An 18133-nucleotide genomic window follows, 5' to 3' on the forward strand; every position below is an offset into this window, starting at 1 on the left:
TCTCTTAAGCCATCAGTTCCTAAGCGTTCTGATGGCTAATCATGTTTTATCTCGCCTTATCAAACCTCAACTGCTTACTCTCTTTCTTATATTCCTAAGTTCTAACTCGGTACAAGCATCCACATTAAGCTCTAATGACTTGGCTAACAATCCCTCGCTCTACTTGGCAATGCATGCTAAAGACCCTGTTCACTGGCAATCTTGGCAAGCAAGCGTTCTAAAACAAGCACAGAAAACCAACCGAATCATCATGATCTCTAGCGGTTATTTCTCATGCCACTGGTGTCATGTCATGCAACGCGAAAACTACCAAAACCGTAAAGTTGCGACCTACCTGAACCAACATTTTATTTCCGTTAAAATTGATCGCGAACTCATGCCTGATCTTGATCGCTATTTGATTGCATTTGCAAAAAAAGCATCTGGTCATGCTGGCTGGCCGGAGCATGTTTTCCTTACTCCTCAAGGTTATCCTTTTTTTGCATTAACCTATCAACCTCACCAACAGTTTCTTAAAACATTACAGCGCATCCAAAGACTTTGGCGGACTAATCCAAGCAAAATCATCAATACTGCCAAGCAATCTATTTCTTCTAAACAAGAACACAAAATCACAAATGCTTTAACGAAAATTCAGTTTGCCAATGACTTTTTTCAATCTTTAACTGACCGTCAAGACATGCTTAGTGGTGGCCTTAAAACTGAAAACAAATTCCCTAGAGCACCATTACTTTTAGCCTTATTGTCACAACCTAATTTGACGGAAGAAAATAAATACTGGCTCATGCTGACGCTTTCACAAATGCAAAACCTGCATCTTCGAGATCATATTAATGGTGGTTTTTTTCGCTATACGATAGACCCTGAATGGCAAACACCGCATTTTGAAAAAATGCTTTATACCCAAGCTTTGCTTGCTAAAACTTACTTTCTGGCAGCTTCTCGCTTCCAACGTCATGACTTTTCACAAACTGCACAAAGTACCCTCGCTTATGTAGAACGCCATCTTTACAATCCCAAATCTAAGCTCTTTATCAGTAGTGAATCTGCAATAGACAAACGTGGCATTGAAGGTGGTGATTACCTCTGGACAGAAGCCGAGTTGAAAAGTGCACTTACCGAAAAAGAATACAAACAAGTTTCTCAAGACTGGCACATGGATCAACCAGCACCTTTTGTCAAAAACCAGCAAACACCGGCCTGGCTGCCCACCTCAACTTCGAAAAACTGGTCACGTATTCAACGCAAACTAATGCGTCCTATGGAAGTGATTCCCAAAGACACTAAAAGTATTCTGGCGTGGAATGGTCTAATGCTTTCTGCCTATGCAAAAGCAACTAAAGCTCTACCAAACAATCGCCACTACCGTCAGCAAGGCACTCAACTCGCTGAGCGTTTAATAAGCATTTTTAAACAACCAAACCCGCCTCGCGCCTTTTCAAAAAACAATCAGCCAATGGGCAAAGCTAACCAGCAAGATTATGCATTTGTCGTACAAGGATTAAAAGATTGGCAGGCCGTCACAAACGACTCACAGTTAACACCAACTATCCAAGCTTTGCGCCAACATGCTCACCAACATTTTTTGACTTCTAAAGGCTGGCACTATACTTCTAGCCCACTTCTGCCCGGACAAACTGGCAACTGGGCCATTAAAGATGATGCACTTCCCAGCCCAACCGCCATACTCGACTGTAGGAAAAAAGCAGCTTTATCCAAAGTCACTTCACAAGTGACTACATCGCCGCTAGACTATGCATCTTATTTAAATCACTTTGATTGTCGAAACGGTTCCTGACTGATATTTATGATTTTTTTGATTATTGCATTTGTTGTGCTGTTTATTGTCACCAGCTTGCCCAGTCTGTGGACCAAACACATCCTTAATAAATACAGCGCCCCTCATCCTGACATTCCCGGCAACGGCCACCAATTTGCTGAACATTTGATTAATAAATTCCAGCTCGCGATTCGCGTTGAAGAAACACCCGATGGTGACCATTACGACCCCATTAATAAAATAGTCCGACTGTCTTCGGGAAACTATCATTCCAATTCACTTACCGCCATCACCACCGTTGCTCATGAAATCGGTCATGCACTGCAAGACCAAGCAGACTACGAACCACTTAAACAGCGCACGCAATTAATTGGTCGTGCGCAGTGGATGCAGAAAATGAGCGGTATTGCCTTAATGGCAACACCTGTTTTAATTCCGCTATTGCATACACCGATGATTGGATTAGTGACTTTCGCTGCGGGGTTTATCGGCATGGGCATACCGGTAATTATTCATCTCAGCACGCTTCCAGTAGAGTTTGATGCCAGCTACCAAAGAGCACTTCCACTATTGAAAGAAGGCGATTATTTAAACAAAAAAGATTTAAAAATCAGCCGAAAAATTCTCACCGCTTGTGCCATGACTTATGTCGCCGCGTCCTTATCAAGCCTATTCAATCTTTGGAAATGGCTGAGCGCTATCAAACGACACTAATATTGAAACAATCAAAATCTGCCAGGCTGGGTCTTGTTGCTTTACCCCAGCCTGGCAGATTTTCGTAAAATTCAAACTGCTCTAGCAACCACCCAAGCTTGCACTTTTAAATGAGGGTAAGTTTGCTTTAAAGTCTTTGCCAATTGTTCGAGCGTAGTGCCCGTCGTCATAACATCATCAATCAATACGACTTGTTTCATTGACGATAACGCTTCATTATCAATTGCAAAACAATTCTTTAAATTACGTTGGCGCTGTTTTTTATCTAACAAAGTTTGATGTGGCGTATCAACTTTACGGGTTATGCCTTGTTGTAACAATGGCATTTTCAACTGTTTAGACAAAAGCTTTGCCACTTCGTAGGATTGATTAAACCCTCGCTCAACCAATCGATTGGAATGTAAAGGCACCGCGATTAGCGCATCAATCTCGGTCATATCAATTCTTTGTATCATCAGCTCTGCAAACACTCGACTCCAAAACAATTCACCATGGTATTTCAAACCATGAACCATCTGCTTGGCAGCTTCATTAAAAATCAACAAAGCTTGCGTTCGATCTAAATAGGATGTCTGATCCAAACAATCGCCACACAGTTGATTAACCGCACTAGGCATTGCACAAACAGGGCAACCTTGCTCCCAAAAAATTAATTCCTTGAGTAAGGCATCATCAAGATCCGCAGGAATGGTTGTCAATAAAGAGTGATTACCATGGTTCGACACAGGAAATAACCAATTTTCAATAATGCGAAACCAGCTATTTTCCTTTGTATATTGGGTCATTTACCGACTTCCCTTCATTAAACGTAAGAAACTGCTCTCATTGCTTACTGTTTTTCCTGGCAGCTTTCTTATCGCCTTTCCGTTATAATAGAAAGAATATAACGAAATAACCCTATCACAATCAACACTAAATCTAGTGCTGATAGCAAAGCGAAGGAAAAGCACATGAGCCTTGGTGACATCCGTAACGATTGGACGCTCGAAGAAATCCGAGACATTATGAACCAACCTTTTAATGACCTCATGTTTCAGGCACAGAGCGTTCACAGAATGCATTTTGATCCTAATGAAGTTCAAACCAGCACACTGATTAACATCAAATCAGGCGGTTGCGCAGAAGACTGTGCTTATTGCCCGCAAAGTGCTCGCCATGAATCTGATGTTGAAAAAGAACACATGATGCAAGTGCAAGAAGTCATCGAACAAGCGCTTGCTGCAAAAGAACGTGGTGCAACGAGACTTTGCATGGGAGCCGCTTGGCGTAACCCGACTAAAAAGGATTTTCCTCGCGTATTGGAAATGGTTCGTGTTGTAAAAGATCTAGGATTAGAAACTTGTGTGACTTTGGGTATGTTAACTGATGATCAAGTTAAGCAACTGAAGGATGCTGGCTTGGATTATTACAACCACAACCTAGATACATCCGAAGCTTTCTACCCAAAAATCATCACTACCCGAAACTATCAAGATCGTTTAGACACGATTGATAAAATTCAGGAAGCAGGCATCAATGTCTGTTCTGGCGGTATTATCGGTATGGGTGAAGAACATAAAGATCGTGCCGAACTACTTCGCACTTTCGCCACCATGCGTCATCATCCGGATTCAGTACCGATTAACCTATTGGTAGCCATTGAAGGTACGCCTTTAGCGCATATGAAAGATCAAACAGATTCATTTGAATTTATCCGTATCATCGCTACAGCTCGTATTGTCATGCCGAAAAGCTATGTGCGTTTATCTGCTGGGCGTATGTCTTTAACGGATGAAGCGCAAGCATTATGCTTTATGGCGGGCGCTAACTCTATTTTCTATGGTGACAAACTGTTAACCACCGAAAACCCAGAAGCCGATCATGATTTAGAATTGTTCAAAAAACTTGGCATCCACATGCAACAAAATGCCAAAGCTGAAATGACCGCTAAAAAAATGGCGGCGCAAATCACTGAACTGACAGCATAACTGGCATTGCGCTCTGACGAAGTGTCGAGCGCAAGTTCTCAACCCTCATGTCGATTAAATCACGTTTTCAGCCCTTACTAGAGCAACGCGCTAAAGATCATCTCTATCGCCGTCGTCCGCTAGCAACTACCGCGCAAGACACCGCAATGCAGATTAATGGCCTCCAGACCATTAATTTTTCATCAAACGATTATCTTGGGCTAGCCAACCACCCTGCATTAAAAAAAATCTTGCAAGAAACCAACGATCTCAGCGTTGGTTCCGGTGCTGCGCACCTGGTAACGGGGCACCATCTCGAACACCACTTACTAGAAGATGAATTGGCTGATTGGCTAGGCTGTGACCGTGCATTGCTATTTTCTACCGGCTATATGGCAAACTTAGCCGTACAACCCGCGTTAATGCAAAAAGGCGATTGGATTCTATCTGATAAGCTTAATCACGCTTCGTTGCTTGATGGCGCCTTGTTATCTGCGGCAGACTTAAAACGCTATGCACACAATGACATGAAGGCTTTAGAAAAACGTCTCAAACAAGCACAAGAAGCCAACATCCAATGCTTGATTGTCACCGATGGCGTTTTTAGCATGGACGGCGACCTGGCAAAACTGCCTGAGATACAGGCATTAACTCAAAAATATGGTGCTTGGTTACTGATTGACGATGCACATGGTTTAGGCGTTCTGGGACAGAAGGGTAAAGGTTGTTTCGAACACTTCGGCTTAACCCCTGATGAAAACACCCTTATTATGGGCACGCTTGGTAAAGCATTCGGTACTTCCGGTGCTTTTGTCGCAGGTAGCGAAGTGGCGATTGAAGCGCTGATTCAATTTGCCCGCCCTTATATCTATACCACCGCCATGTCGCCAGTGAATGCCAAGGTCACACGCTCCGCGCTGAAGCTGGTGAGAGACGCCAATGTTCGCCGACAGCAACTCAAAGACAACATCGCATTTTTCCGTCAGGGTGCAACAGCCATCGGACTGAATTTAATGCCATCAGAAAGTGCCATCCAACCTATTCTGCTCGGCGATAGTGAAGTTGCCATTGCCTGGTCAGAAACTTTGAAACAAGCCGGCTGTTGGGTGTCCGCAATTCGACCGCCAACGGTGCCCAAAGACACCGCTCGCTTGCGCATTACGCTTTCGGCTTCACATACCCATGCGCAAATCCAACAACTACTGGATGCCCTAAAAGCCATTCAACAAAAGACACACAGTTAAATCTTTAATTCTTGTCCTGCCCCATCAAGCAAGCAAAGGACAAAAAAGGTAAAATAACTCACTTATTTTGATTCAACAGGCACCATCCGTGAACATCACTCTCAACCGAACATTTATCCCACACCAGCCAACTAAAGGCCAAACTGAGACAAATGTACCTAACTTAACGTTAATTCATGGTTGGGCTGCGGAAAATGCAGTTTGGGAAGATTGGGCAAAGCAATATTTATCACCCTACTTTAATCTTTACTTGATTGAATTACCTGGGTTTGGGAAAAGCCCTGCTTTTTCAGATTTAAAAGACGACGAAATCAATCCTGCTTGGCTAAATGCCTTGGCGAAACAATTGCCGGAAAAAACACACCTATTGGGCTGGTCTCTTGGCGGACTTTTAGCGCAACAGCTTGCACTGGCTCACCCGAACAAAATCGAAACACTCATTTGTCTTGCCAGTACCCCGCGCTTTACACAAAACGACCATTGGAAATGGGCTGTCAGCCCGCCACTGTTGTTCGATTTCATGAAAGCGCTCAGTATTGAAGCAGGTAGAGTTCTCAAACAATTCTGGCATCTTCAACTACAAGGTTCCGAAGACAGCCGCAACTTGATGAAGCGCTACACCAAACAAATGACCGGACGTAGCCAGCCCAAACTACAAGGGCTACTGCAAGGCTTGACGCTACTGAAAGACATCGATAACCGCGACAAACTTTCTGAATTGCAACAACCGACCTTATGGTTACTTGGCGAACACGACCCCCTGATCCCCAAAGACTTGATTGCTGATTTAAAGAGATTACATCCCGCTGGACAAATTGAGTTTATCCAAGGGGCAAGCCACATGCCATTTTTTTCCCATCCAGAAGCCACTGCAAAATCAATTGTCGGCTTTATTCAGGAACATACTTTGTAACACATTATGCAACACTTTAGCCGAGACCACATCCAACATCATTTCGACCATGCCGCCACCACTTACGATGACGCTGCTATTTTGCAAAAGCAGGTCGCAGAGCACTTGGATGAACGTCTCGAGCTGGTACAAATGCAACCCAAAACCATACTGGATATTGGTGCCGGCACAGGTATTTTGACCGCTAAAATGCGTCAACGTTACCCCGACTGCAAGTTGATTGCCATTGACTTGTCTGCCAATATGCTGGCAAAAGCCGAACAAAAACTACATCAGCAATTCCCACCTTCTCTGTGGCAAAAAACCAAGTCTGCATTCGGCATACAAGACAATCCAATAGAATTTATTCAAGCAGATGCCAATCAAGTCCCTTTAGACGATGGCAGTGTAGACTTGATCGTCACCAATCTCATGTTGCAATGGTGCGATGATTTAGATGCCGTATTTAAAGAATTCCGTCGTTTATTAAGACCTGATGGACTTTTGATGATGACAACTTTCGGCCCTGACACTTTAAAAGAATTGCGCCAAGCTTGGTCAAAAGTAGATGATCAACAGCACGTGAATACCTTTATCGATATGCATGATATCGGCGATGCATTGATTCGAAATGGTTTTGGACAGCCCGTCATGGATGTTGAACACTTTACGCTGACCTATGACAAACCAATTGGCGTACTCAAAGACTTAAAAGCGATTGGTGCTACCAGCGCCCATAAAAACCGCCAGGCTGGGTTAATGGGAAAACAGCACTTTACGCATATGTTAGAAGCCTACGAAGAATTTCGTCAAGAAGGCAAAGTGCCCGCAACCTATGAAGTGGTTCACGGTCATGCCTGGGCGGCACAAGAAGTTTTCAAAGGACCGGATCGAGACCGTAACGGCTTAGTCGAAATTAGCTTGGATGATTTTAAAAACCAGGCTAAACAGCTTCGTCGTTAAAAACGCTTTGGCTAAGCATTTTGTCGTGAAGTCTCCAAAGCGCGAATCAAATCTAAAATACTGTTAGACATCTCTTTCACAACAATAAAGTGAATATGCGCTTCCTCACGCTGGCCAGCATCTTGTAGATCAAACGTTTTTAACACTTCTGCACGTAATGTCGGATAGAGCTGTTCCAGCAGTTTAAACTCAGGATAATGACCAACACTATCCCTACCTTGACCATGTAACCAATCAACCAGCATTTGGTTTTCAGACAAGTCTTCTCGACTGATATTACCAAGCTCATTAATATAAGCTTGTAGCTTGTTCACCCAAGTTCTAACCGACCTTTCAGCTAGGGCAATATCCCACACACTCACTTCTGATTGTGGTGCCTCAATTCTGAAGCTATCCATAACGGCATGGCTACGACTCATACCCACACCCAACTCACCCGATTTGGTATCGAAGAAACTTACTTGCTTCTTCATCTCAACCGCTTCACCACTCAACATATTGGCAGCTTCTGCTGTTTCTTTGACCAAGGTTGCATTTTGTTGGGTCACTTTATCCATGCCTTCCATCGCGACATTCACCTGATCGACACTTAATGTCTGCTCTTGGTTCGCCTGCGCAATTTGTCCGATAAACTCATACATCTTCATCAAGACATCAACGATGGTCAAAAACTCTTTATTGGATTCATCCACCAGTTCAACGCTCTGTGAAATTTGTCCTGAGGTATCTTCGATCAACTGGCGAATTTCTTTTGCCGCATCAGCCGACTTTCCAGCTAAAGAACGGACTTCACCCGCAACAACGGCAAAACCTCGTCCATGCTCACCGGCTCTAGCCGCTTCTACAGCGGCATTCAATGCCAAAAGATTGGTTTGAAAAGCGATGGCATCAATCAAGCCGATGATTTCAGAAATTTTCTGGCTGGAAGCCGACACTTCAGACATGGCGTTTTTAGTGCGGTTCATAACGGCGGAACCGTTATCTGCCTGCTCTTTAGCAGAGCTTGCCAACTTAGCAGCTTCCTGGGCATTTTCCGCATTCTGACGAACCATGGTGGTAATATTTTCCATCGAAGCAACGGTTTCTTGTAGCGTTTGCGCTTGATTTTGAATTCGACCCGATAGGTTTGCAGACCCTTCTGCAATTTGCTCAGAAGCGGTATTAACAGTATTGGATGCTGCCATCAATTCAGAAATTGCACTAGAGATATTATCCAATGACGTATTCACAGCCTCAGACATAACACCGAGTTTACCACTGTAAGTACCTTGAACTCTTTGGGTCAGATCCCCTTCAGATTGCGCCACCAAGACTTCTACCGTCTCAGATATCCCTTTTTCCAATTGATTCAATGACGAATTGATATTCTCTTTTAAGCTGGCCAGTTCACCAACAAGATCAACATTGAGCCTTTGAGAGAAGTTACCCTCAGAGATGGCTTTCATGGTTGCGTTAATACCACTTACCGCACTAAACGTATCGTCCATCGCCGATTTCAGCTCACTGACCATAACGCCAAATTCACCATGGAATTTCGAGTCAGTTTCAAAATGATATTCTGCGACCTTGATGGCATGAATCGCGCGCTTCAATTCCTGAATCACGGTTTGAATATTATCTGCTGACGTATTCACGTTGTTCTTAAGGATATTCAAATCCCCTTCAACATCGGTTTCTATACGGTTATCTAACTGACCTTTAGAAAGGGTGTCGATCATATCGGAAACACTCATCATCAAGTGCTGAATTTCCGTAACATAATGGTTAAAACTGTCACCCATACGCCCTATTTCATCAGGCGAATAAACATCTGCTCGAACAGAAAGAGAACCATCTTCAGAAGCAATTTTGAGTTTTTCTGTTAGGTTTTTCAGTGGCTTCAATACCAGGCTTCTCATCCGCCAGAAAATTTGAAGCAATAACAAAATAAACCCGCCAGACATAGCTGCCTGAGCAACATAAATCATAAAGTAGCTGTCATGCAGTACTTTATTCAAAGCGCCCGTTGATTCGGAAATAACCTGCATGCCAATCATTTTGCCGTCATGCTTTAAAGGATCTACAACCAACACACGATCACCAACAACTTGGTACCCCTTATCTTGTAAAGAAGTAAGATTTGCTTGTTGAATTTGACTATTGACAGGAGACTTCTCAAAACCTTTTGTAGGGGTCCATTGATTATTATCCAAATGGAAAACGGCATATTGATGATCTCGGTTTTGCTCCAGTTTAACCATTTGCGTTAATGGCAAATTAAACACCACCAAACCAATTTTCTTATCGCCAAACAAGACGGGGACTTTTGCTTGAATAAAGGCACCTTCTGGCTGGGAAACAACATCCGTAGTTAAATGATCCGGCATGCTAGTTACCGAAATAGGTACGCCGCTGTTAGACACTTTTTTCATATTGGCATCAAACACGGCTAAACCAATATTATTCATTTGAGAGCGTTTAACGTATTGCTGATAGTTCACTTGTAGAATTTGCCAAACAACCGTTTGTTGATGATCATGCAACCCATAAATCAGTGCTGAGTTACCGGCAAGCCCAACTGCATTCGTCAACGCTATCTGAGACTGACTTTGAATCTTGGCATTTAGATTATCAATCAATAAAGACTGACGTTCATGCACACTGCTGGTATACATATTATCAGCAACTTGTTGCAGATAAACCTGCAGCACAATACTCCACATAATCGCCATTATTACCAACGGTACCATGGTTTTTCCAAGAATGCTTTTTTTCGGTAATAGGCTCAAACGTTGAATTCTTTCTGCCCAACGCGTCATAACCGCGCCACGTTGAATGACCAAGCTGCCATCTGCTAGCTTCTTATAAGCTTTCTCTACCTGAGGAATAAGGTCACGTTTAATCGGATTTCGAATAGATTTATAACCAACAACTTCGCCATTTTTCACTATAGGCGCAACATTGGCTTCTACCCAATAATGATCGCCATTATTTCGACGGTTTTTCACATATTGATGCCAGGACTGGCCTTTTTTTAGTGTGTCCCACAAGTCTTTAAAAACAATTGGTGGCACGTCAGGATGACGAATAAGATTGTGCGGTTGGCCTTCCAACTCTTCCCAGCTATAACCACTAATTTCCAAAAAATGCTCGTTTGCGTAGGTAATGGTTCCTTTTAAATCCGTTTCGGATACCAAAATATAATCATCAGGAATCACAAACTCTTTTTGCGTTACAGGAGAATTATCACGCACTACAACACCATCCTTTGTACACGAGATGAGCTTAGGTTTAGCTCAAATCGAATAGCGAACACCTTTTTCAAATGTTCTGTTTAAGTTATCGCTACCCGAAAATTATTTATTTCAAGCTTGTCCGCAACCATTAAAACTTAAATTGTTTTAACAATTGGTTCTTCAACTTGTTCTGTTCTTTTTTCACCGCTTCTTCGGCTTTTTTCTTCGCTTCGGCTTCCATACGTTTCTTTTCAGCTTCAACTTGCGCTTTAACTTGCTGCTCGTATTTCGCCTTTTGTTGATCAACATACTGTTGCGGCGACACCGACAACATTTGATCCACACTTTTCGCATTGCCATTCAATTGCACTTGATCGCCTAACAAAGACGCCAACTTTTGATTGATCGGTTTCAACTGTGCCGCCATCTGCGCATCAAACTGTTTTTTCAGTTGCGCTTTCGCATCAGTAATCTGTTTGTTTAATACCTTGTTCATGGAACTCGAAACTTTTCTGTCCAAATCTGAACGCGCCCCAATACTAGGCGCAAACAGCTTGCCAGACAATTCCGAAGTCACCGTAAACTGGTGAATGTCGTCAAACACAGGCGCAAGATATTGCTTCACTTCTTTTGACTTGGTCGCCCCCATATCAAAATTAACTTTTTGATAATCTAAATCCACGACACCCTGCAACATTTGCGCTTCGGTTATTTTTAGCTTTCCGTTGACCGCAACCTTTGACGACTTCATTGTCAAAGGCAAACTGTCATCTTTCAGCATAGCCCAGTCTTTCAACTCATAGTTTGGCCAAGAAATTTTCGCTTCGGTAAAACCCTTACCTGGTTGAATCCAGTTACTTTGCCCCTTAATAGATAAAGCTGTTGTCTGAGTTTTTGGCTGTGCCGAAACGGTAAACAACGTTGCCATCCTACTTTTAGACTGATCAAAGTTGATGTCTTTAGCCGTCGCTTGAATTTGCCCCCAATCCAATTCGGAAGAGAGTTTCAAACGTTTAATAATAAAGTCAGGTTCAGGGTCATGTTCCAAGAAAGCAATATTTTGTCCCACCTGACGTTTGGCTTTTTCTTTAGCTTGTTTCTCGGCTACAGCACGCTCAGCCGCAAATTTTTCAATAAATGGTTTTACCTTCTCGTAGATGGCCAAGCCTTTCTGTGTATAGTTGCGCACCTTGTCGCCATAAACCAGATAGGTAAAGTTTTTCAGCCCGTTTTGATCCAAACTATAGGTTGATTGCAGGTTGGCAAAGTCCTGCGCTGGCATTTTTTGTAGCGCATTGACGTCTTTTTGCAACTGCGGCAAATCTTTATCAAACAAGTTCTTACCCTGCTTAATCACATCCGCTTTTTGCGAAACCTCTTTTTGTAATTTCTCGAATTCCGCTTGTTTTGCTTTTAAGTCAGCCAAACTTTTGATTGACCCTTTTGTTAAGGCCTCAAAACGTTTTTGATAATCTGCAATCACTTTGCTGTTAGGCATTTGTTTCTGCAAATCCGTCCACTTGCTATTAAGTTGATTCAACGATTGATTGATTTTGTCAGCTTGCTCGCTGGTCTTAAAGGTTTGGCGGCTCAAAATCTCTTCTGGCTTAGGCACAATCATACTTGGCACTGCAAACCCACTATCCTTTTTCGACTTTTCAGCCTCGCTGGTTTCTTTTACCTTGCTCGTTTTTTTCACAACGAGCGCACCAGAGGTTGTTCTTGGTTGATTGAATGCAAGATGCTGCAAACTCATATCTTCAATTACAGTACGACCCACAACCAATTGATACAGATTCAAACTGGCACCCAAATGGCCAATGCTAACCAAGTTCTGCATCGGTTTTTTCGGATCCGTTACCTCTATACCACTGAAGCTAACGCCCAATGGTATAAAGTTAAAATCCAAACGATGGATGCTGATTTGCGCACCCCATGCTTGAGAAGCATACTTTTCAATCTGCGATTTTAAAATCATTGTCAGCGCCAAGTAGGTGATGGCAAAGCCAATACCCACCAAAACCAAAAAGCTAACCAACCCCGACCAACGAATCCAACCCTTAGGCTTTTTAACGTCTTCTGGCTTAGGTGTATTTTCTGTTTGATTGTTTTGTTGTGTCATTCCATCAACCCCACAACTGTTTTAACCTTACTGCTGCCTTTCAATAACTGAACGATTTTAAACTTAGACACCCATTTCAAAAATGCATGGCGATAGGTTCTTATCAATACAAGGAAAATAAAGAAAGCAGGAATTGCCAACACATAACTCACCAACACGCTGCCTAACACAACCGTATTATTAAAGTGAATCGCGCGCCAGAAGGCATTGTTATACATATCGGTAAACATTGGTTCTAATGAAGGCATCTGCAACACCATCAACCCCACTTGGTTGAATACGGGGTCCAACAAATACGCAACTCCGGAGAAAAATGCCAGCGAAACCAGCACTGCCGAAACATTAACCCTTAAGAAAAACACCAGCGCCAGTGTCAGCAGATTATGAGCGAAAAAGAGCGGCGTTAAGCCCATAATCATCCCCAATACAAAAGACAATGCTATCTGACCAGGGTACTGGTTTGCATTCAATGCCTTAAAGAGTTTCACCAATAGAGTCATTTGAAACTTTCCTTAAATTTGTTCAACCGCGAGACAAAAACATCACTCATTTTTATAGAATTTATCATAAAGCTTTTTCAAACCGACACCAAACATTTTGGGCTTTATTACCATGCGTTTTATAAGGGATTAAGCCATTTCTTGCGGGTCAACATCTATTGACCAACGCACTTTATTCACCAACGGATGCGCATAAATATTCGACTCCAAACTGCCAAGCCAATGATGCAATAACCCGCGATGCGAACACTGTAATAACAACTGATAACGAAATCGCCCTTGTCGTCTTAACATCGGCGCTGCAACAGGGCCAAACGCATCTAATGGCGCATCCCCCTGCCTGGCAGATTTTGCTTGATCTACCGCTTTTAATTGCAATGCGGATTCTATGTCTAATAAAAACTGCCAAGCGGACTGAGGGTCTATTGACTCGGCACGCAGCATAATTTGATAAGTATAAGGCGGTAAATCGGCTACTTTTCGCTCCGCCAATGCTTCCGATGCAAACGCATCATAGCCTTGCTCAACCAATGTTCTTAACAATGGATGATCTGGATGATGCGTTTGTATCACCACTTCACCTTGTTTTTCCGCGCGACCGGCACGCCCGGCAACCTGCACCACCAATTGCGCCATCCGCTCTGCGGCACGGAAATCACAACTAAACAACCCTTGATCTATATCCAGCAAAGCCACTAATGTCACCTTCGGAAAATGATGCCCTTTCGCCAACATTTGCGTGCCAATCAAAATATCCGCGTGACCCTCTCGGGCAATCTGCGTGACCTTCTCCATCTGCCCTTTATTGCGGGTAGTGTCTCGGTCGATGCGTAAAGTCTTATGTTTGGGAAACCAGCTTTGAATAATAGTTTCCAGCTTCTCCGTACCTTGACCCACATCCACAAAATCCTGTTCACCACAGTTCGGACACGCCGGTGGCGCTTTTTGCTGATAACCGCAATGATGACAACGCAACTCACGGAATTGATGGTGATAAGTCATATTCGCATCACAGCTCGGGCAAGCTGCCTGCCAACCACAACTATGACACATCAACACCGGCGCAAAACCGCGGCGGTTCAAGAACAACAATACCTGTCCTTGCTGCTCAAGATGGTTCGTAATCATCTCACGCAAAACCAAAGACACGCCTTCATGCTGCTGAACAGAACGATCACCCCGCACATCCAGCAAACGCATATCCGGCATAGATGCACCACCGGCACGTTCTGTCAGTTTCAAATAACCATAGCGTTGTGACAACGCATTATGCAGGGTTTCCAAAGATGGCGTTGCCGAGCCAAGAACCACCGGCACTTTTTCTAACTGTGCACGGCGCACCAACGCATCTCGCGCCGAGTAGCGAAAGTTATCTTGCTGCTTAAAAGACAAATCATGTTCTTCATCGAGAATACACAAGCCCAAGTTGGCAAAGGGCGTAAACAATGCCGAGCGTGTCCCCAACAAAACTTTCACCTGATTTGATTGCACCATATACCAAGCGCAATGGCGTTCTTTATCAGTTAAATCTGAGTGCATTACCGCCACAGGTTGATTCAAAAATCGCTCAAACCGATCAACCGTTTGTGGCGTCAAACCAATCTCCGGCACCAACACCAACACCTGTTTGCCTTGTGCAATCACCTCTTCAATCATACCGAGATAGGTTTCGGTCTTACCGCTGCCCGTCACCCCCTCCAATAAAAAGGCATTGAACCCCTCGTTTTGCAACACCATATCCACAGCCGCTTGCTGCTGCTCATTTAACGCATGATTCACTTCTTCATTTCGCTGCCAGGCATGAAGACAATTTTTTTCGGTTTTATCCACCCAGCCCATTTCGTGAAAGCGCTTCATCGGCACACGCCAACCACTCAAACAAGTCGCTATGGTTGATTCGGTTACAGGGTAAGGGTGAGATTTAAGAAATTCCAATAAGTTCAGTTGCTGAATCGCATTCGAACGAATTTTATCTGTCGCTTCGGCACGACCCGAGTCATTCAATTGCCAAGCAGTGACACCATCTAATACAACCGATTCACCTTCTTTCAAACGCTTCGGCAAGGCCGTTTGCATTACATTACCGATTGGCTCGTGATAGTAGTGCGCCGCCCATTGCAAAAACTGCAAATCCCGCTCTGAAAAAATCGGTTCGCCATCCACTATCTCCGTCACCGCACGAATCTTTTTCGCGTCCAGCTCCGTCGTTTCTTTTATCGACATGACAATACCAATCAGTTTTCGATTACGAAACGGCACCCAGACACGTCCGCCCACTACAGGCAGAATCTGCTTATCATCATAAACATATTGGTAATCCAGCGGCGTTAAAAACGGCCCCGGCACGGCGACTTGAATAAACATAAAGGGTCAATTTACATTAAAATGGCGTTTATTTTACGTTAACTTATCCATACAAAAAATGATTCTGATTAATTGCGACATGGGTGAAAACCTCACACCCAACCCAGACGCTTTAGTAATGCCGCACATTCATCTGGCAAACATCGCCTGTGGCGGTCATGCCGGAGATGCAACCAGCATAATGGAAACGCTCGCGCTGGCAAAACAACATAGCGTAAAAATCGGCGCGCATCCAAGCTATCCAGACAAAGACAACTTTGGTCGCCAATCGCAATCACTTTCAGAAGCAGCATTACATCAAACACTCACCGAACAAGTCTCTGCGTTGGAAAATCTTGCCAGTAGTTTAGGTTTGCAACTCCACCACATCAAACCGCATGGCGCGCTTTATCTCGATATGATGCGTTCCGAACAAATCTTTCTACAACTGCTGTCTTTTTGCCAAGCTTTCAATCAAGGCAAAGCGCAACCAATCAAGCTTATGATACAAGGCGGCCTAAAAGATAAAGATTACCAAACCCTTGCAGATACCTATAGCATCGAGCTTTTGTTTGAAGCCTTTGCCGACCGAGCTTATTTGCCAAACGGTCAGCTTGCCCCACGCAGTCAACCAAATAGCCTATACCAACACACCGACAATATCATTGAACAAAGCTGGCAATTTCACAAAACTCATCAGCAAGCATCTACCCCGAACACCCTGTGCTTTCACTCAGACAATCCTGTTTCGGTTGATGCCTTGATTGCCTTTGCAAAAGAACTCAAAGAATCCTCATGACGTTTCATTACCAAATCCAACCCGCTGCGGAAAACGCTTTATTACTGACGTTTACCTCCACCAGCAAAGCTGATGCAGGGTTAATGGATTTTTTGCCCGTATTACAAAAGTTCATTCCTCAGGTTGAAAGTACTTTTGCCGAAAACTTACGCGAGTTGGTGCCGTCTTATCACAGCTTATTATTGGTGTTCAAAAACCCGAATCTTGCCTCAGCAACCCAGCAATTAAATGATTTATTGATCGAGTTGCAGCAAAACCCTACCGACCCCAGCCTGGCAGATTTTCAAGGTCAAACGCATACTATTCCAGTGTGTTACGATCAAAGCTTCGGGCTCGATTTACTCACGCTTGCCGAGCAAAAATCACTGTCGATTGATGAAATCATCCAACTGCACAGCCAACAAACCTATCAAGTTTGCGCCATTGGTTTCGCCCCCGCTTTTGCTTATTTAGGCGAAGTAGACGAACGCCTTGCCTCACCCAGACACGCCTCGCCACGCTTAAAGATTCCCGCGGGCAGTGTCGGCATTGCAGACCGACAAACCGCCATCTACCCCAAAGCTTCTCCCGCTGGTTGGCAAATACTTGGGCAAACGCCGTGGGATTTATCGCTCACCAACCCCGATAACCTCACCCGCTTTCGTGTGGGCGACCAAGTGAAGTTTGAGCCGATTAGCCTTGAAGCGTTTCTCGCCATTCAAAACGGAGAAACATTATGAACACCCAAACTTGTACAGGCTTCAAGGTAATAAAAGCCGGCTTTCAAGCAAGCATTCAAGATGCCGGACGTTTCGGCTATCAACAATTCGGTTTGGCGACTTCCGGCGCGTTGGACGATGTCAGTTATGAGTGGGCAAACAAACTGCTCGGCAACGCCGACAATGCCGCCGTGTTGGAAATCCCCTACGGGCATGTCACTTTGGTTGCCAATGCCGCAACGCGCATTGTCATTACCGGTGCCAATCTCGGTGCCACCTGCAATGGCAAGCCAGTGCTTCGCTACCAACCTTTACAGATAAACGCGGGGGATAAAATTGAATTTCATCAGGCGCAGACTTTAGACGGCGTTCGGGCTTATTTAGGCGTGGACGGAGGCTTTCAAACCGAGGAATTTTGGGGCAGTCGTTCGGTGAATTTTCGTGAAGGCATTGGTCGTGCAATTCAGGTAGAAGATTGTTTGCCGTTTAGCCCAACTACAGAAGAAAAAGAAGCGCCCTATTTTCCACAATCCGAGTTAACGGAATATTTGGAATTCGGAGATGTGGTCACCTTGAGATTGCTACCCGCACACCAATTCTATGACTTTGACGAAGCGCAACGCCAAGCGTTTTTCAAACAAACCTTTGAAGCCTCAAATGAATTCGACCGTACCGCTTGCCGCTTAATTGCCGAGCAAGAAATAAAACCGCCCTACACCCAAATGGTGTCACAAGGCATGACACCCGGCACCGTGCAAATACCACCATCAGGTCACCCCATTATCATGCTAAAAGATCACCCAACCATTGGCGGCTATCCCAAAATTGGTACGGTGATTGCAAAAGATTTGGCTAAACTGGCACAAAGCCAGCCTCGACAGAAACTCCACTTTAAGCTAGTATCTTTACGTAATTAG

14 protein-coding genes are annotated in these 18133 nt (G+C 44.0%); 9 read left to right on the forward strand and 5 right to left on the reverse strand.

The window, feature by feature from the left end:
- The first annotated feature begins 31 nt into the window (after positions 1-31).
- Entirely contained in the window at positions 32-1798 is a 1767-nt protein-coding gene (locus N745_RS12000; RefSeq protein WP_024851981.1) for a thioredoxin domain-containing protein, read from the forward strand.
- Positions 1799-1807: 9 nt separating this feature from the next.
- Positions 1808-2494 carry a zinc metallopeptidase gene (locus N745_RS0109990; RefSeq protein WP_024851982.1) on the forward strand — a complete coding sequence of 229 codons (687 nt, stop codon included), beginning with the start codon at positions 1808-1810 and terminating at the stop codon, positions 2492-2494.
- A gap of 71 nt (positions 2495-2565) precedes the next feature.
- Here N745_RS0109990 and N745_RS12005 read toward each other — a convergent pair whose 3' ends face one another.
- Positions 2566-3279: a ComF family protein gene (locus N745_RS12005; RefSeq protein ID WP_024851983.1), complete on the reverse strand. Its 714-nt coding sequence runs from the start codon at positions 3277-3279 to the stop codon at positions 2566-2568.
- A gap of 165 nt (positions 3280-3444) precedes the next feature.
- Between N745_RS12005 and bioB the strand changes: the two genes are divergently transcribed.
- The 4 genes from bioB (at position 3445) to bioC (ending at position 7539) form a co-directional block, all read left to right on the forward strand.
- Positions 3445-4461 carry a biotin synthase BioB gene (gene bioB / locus N745_RS0110000; protein ID WP_024851984.1) on the forward strand — a complete coding sequence of 339 codons (1017 nt, stop codon included), beginning with the start codon at positions 3445-3447 and terminating at the stop codon, positions 4459-4461.
- A 47-nt stretch (positions 4462-4508) separates the two neighbouring features.
- Entirely contained in the window at positions 4509-5684 is a 1176-nt protein-coding gene (gene bioF / locus N745_RS0110005; protein WP_024851985.1) for an 8-amino-7-oxononanoate synthase, read from the forward strand.
- 88 nt (positions 5685-5772) lie between these two features.
- Positions 5773-6597 carry a pimeloyl-ACP methyl ester esterase BioH gene (gene bioH / locus N745_RS0110010; protein ID WP_084657356.1) on the forward strand — a complete coding sequence of 275 codons (825 nt, stop codon included), beginning with the start codon at positions 5773-5775 and terminating at the stop codon, positions 6595-6597.
- A gap of 6 nt (positions 6598-6603) precedes the next feature.
- A complete protein-coding gene (gene bioC / locus N745_RS0110015) occupies positions 6604-7539 on the forward strand; it encodes a malonyl-ACP O-methyltransferase BioC (protein WP_024851987.1) in 936 nt (311 codons plus the stop codon).
- A gap of 11 nt (positions 7540-7550) precedes the next feature.
- On the opposite strand, the gene N745_RS0110020 is transcribed toward bioC, so the two are convergent.
- The 4 genes from N745_RS0110020 to N745_RS0110035 all read right to left on the reverse strand — a co-directional run bounded on the left by N745_RS0110020 (position 7551) and on the right by N745_RS0110035 (position 15740).
- A complete protein-coding gene (locus N745_RS0110020; RefSeq protein ID WP_024851988.1) occupies positions 7551-10772 on the reverse strand; it encodes a methyl-accepting chemotaxis protein in 3222 nt (1073 codons plus the stop codon).
- A gap of 130 nt (positions 10773-10902) precedes the next feature.
- A complete protein-coding gene (locus N745_RS0110025; protein WP_024851989.1) occupies positions 10903-12876 on the reverse strand; it encodes a TIGR03545 family protein in 1974 nt (657 codons plus the stop codon).
- On the reverse strand, positions 12873-13376 hold the full coding sequence (locus N745_RS0110030) for a DUF2062 domain-containing protein (RefSeq protein ID WP_024851990.1): 504 nt from the start codon (positions 13374-13376) through the stop codon (positions 12873-12875). The genes N745_RS0110025 and N745_RS0110030 overlap by 4 nt, the downstream gene beginning before the upstream one ends.
- A 129-nt stretch (positions 13377-13505) precedes the next feature.
- Positions 13506-15740 carry a primosomal protein N' gene (locus N745_RS0110035; RefSeq protein WP_024851991.1) on the reverse strand — a complete coding sequence of 745 codons (2235 nt, stop codon included), beginning with the start codon at positions 15738-15740 and terminating at the stop codon, positions 13506-13508.
- 58 nt (positions 15741-15798) lie between these two features.
- On the opposite strand from N745_RS0110035, the gene N745_RS0110040 reads away from it, so the two are divergent.
- From N745_RS0110040 to N745_RS0110050, 3 genes are read left to right on the forward strand one after another with little or no spacing between them, the layout of a single operon-like run.
- Positions 15799-16518 (forward strand): 5-oxoprolinase subunit PxpA, encoded by a 720-nt coding sequence (locus N745_RS0110040; protein WP_038070729.1) that lies wholly within the window; start codon positions 15799-15801, stop codon positions 16516-16518.
- Positions 16515-17237, forward strand: a complete 723-nt coding sequence (locus N745_RS0110045) for a 5-oxoprolinase subunit B family protein (protein WP_024851993.1) — start codon at positions 16515-16517, stop codon at positions 17235-17237. Before N745_RS0110040 ends, N745_RS0110045 begins: the two co-directional genes overlap by 4 nt.
- On the forward strand, positions 17234-18133 hold the full coding sequence (locus N745_RS0110050; protein WP_024851994.1) for a 5-oxoprolinase subunit C family protein: 900 nt from the start codon (positions 17234-17236) through the stop codon (positions 18131-18133). Before N745_RS0110045 ends, N745_RS0110050 begins: the two co-directional genes overlap by 4 nt.

The organism is Hydrogenovibrio kuenenii DSM 12350, assembly GCF_000526715.1.
Lineage (GTDB): Bacteria > Pseudomonadota > Gammaproteobacteria > Thiomicrospirales > Thiomicrospiraceae > Hydrogenovibrio > Hydrogenovibrio kuenenii.

What these genes read in the sequence shown, in the direction of transcription:
- N745_RS12000 (WP_024851981.1), top strand. Translation starts at nt 32, where the DNA reads ATGGCTAATCATGTTTTATCTCGCCTTATCAAACCTCAACTGCTTACT.
- N745_RS0109990 (WP_024851982.1), top strand. Translation starts at nt 1,808, where the DNA reads ATGATTTTTTTGATTATTGCATTTGTTGTGCTGTTTATTGTCACCAGC.
- N745_RS12005 (WP_024851983.1), bottom strand. Translation starts at nt 3,279, where the DNA reads ATGACCCAATATACAAAGGAAAATAGCTGGTTTCGCATTATTGAAAAT.
- bioB (WP_024851984.1), top strand. Translation starts at nt 3,445, where the DNA reads ATGAGCCTTGGTGACATCCGTAACGATTGGACGCTCGAAGAAATCCGA.
- bioF (WP_024851985.1), top strand. Translation starts at nt 4,509, where the DNA reads ATGTCGATTAAATCACGTTTTCAGCCCTTACTAGAGCAACGCGCTAAA.
- bioC (WP_024851987.1), top strand. Translation starts at nt 6,604, where the DNA reads ATGCAACACTTTAGCCGAGACCACATCCAACATCATTTCGACCATGCC.
- N745_RS0110025 (WP_024851989.1), bottom strand. Translation starts at nt 12,876, where the DNA reads ATGACACAACAAAACAATCAAACAGAAAATACACCTAAGCCAGAAGAC.
- N745_RS0110030 (WP_024851990.1), bottom strand. Translation starts at nt 13,376, where the DNA reads ATGACTCTATTGGTGAAACTCTTTAAGGCATTGAATGCAAACCAGTAC.
- N745_RS0110035 (WP_024851991.1), bottom strand. Translation starts at nt 15,740, where the DNA reads ATGTTTATTCAAGTCGCCGTGCCGGGGCCGTTTTTAACGCCGCTGGAT.
- N745_RS0110040 (WP_038070729.1), top strand. Translation starts at nt 15,799, where the DNA reads ATGATTCTGATTAATTGCGACATGGGTGAAAACCTCACACCCAACCCA.
- N745_RS0110045 (WP_024851993.1), top strand. Translation starts at nt 16,515, where the DNA reads ATGACGTTTCATTACCAAATCCAACCCGCTGCGGAAAACGCTTTATTA.
- N745_RS0110050 (WP_024851994.1), top strand. Translation starts at nt 17,234, where the DNA reads ATGAACACCCAAACTTGTACAGGCTTCAAGGTAATAAAAGCCGGCTTT.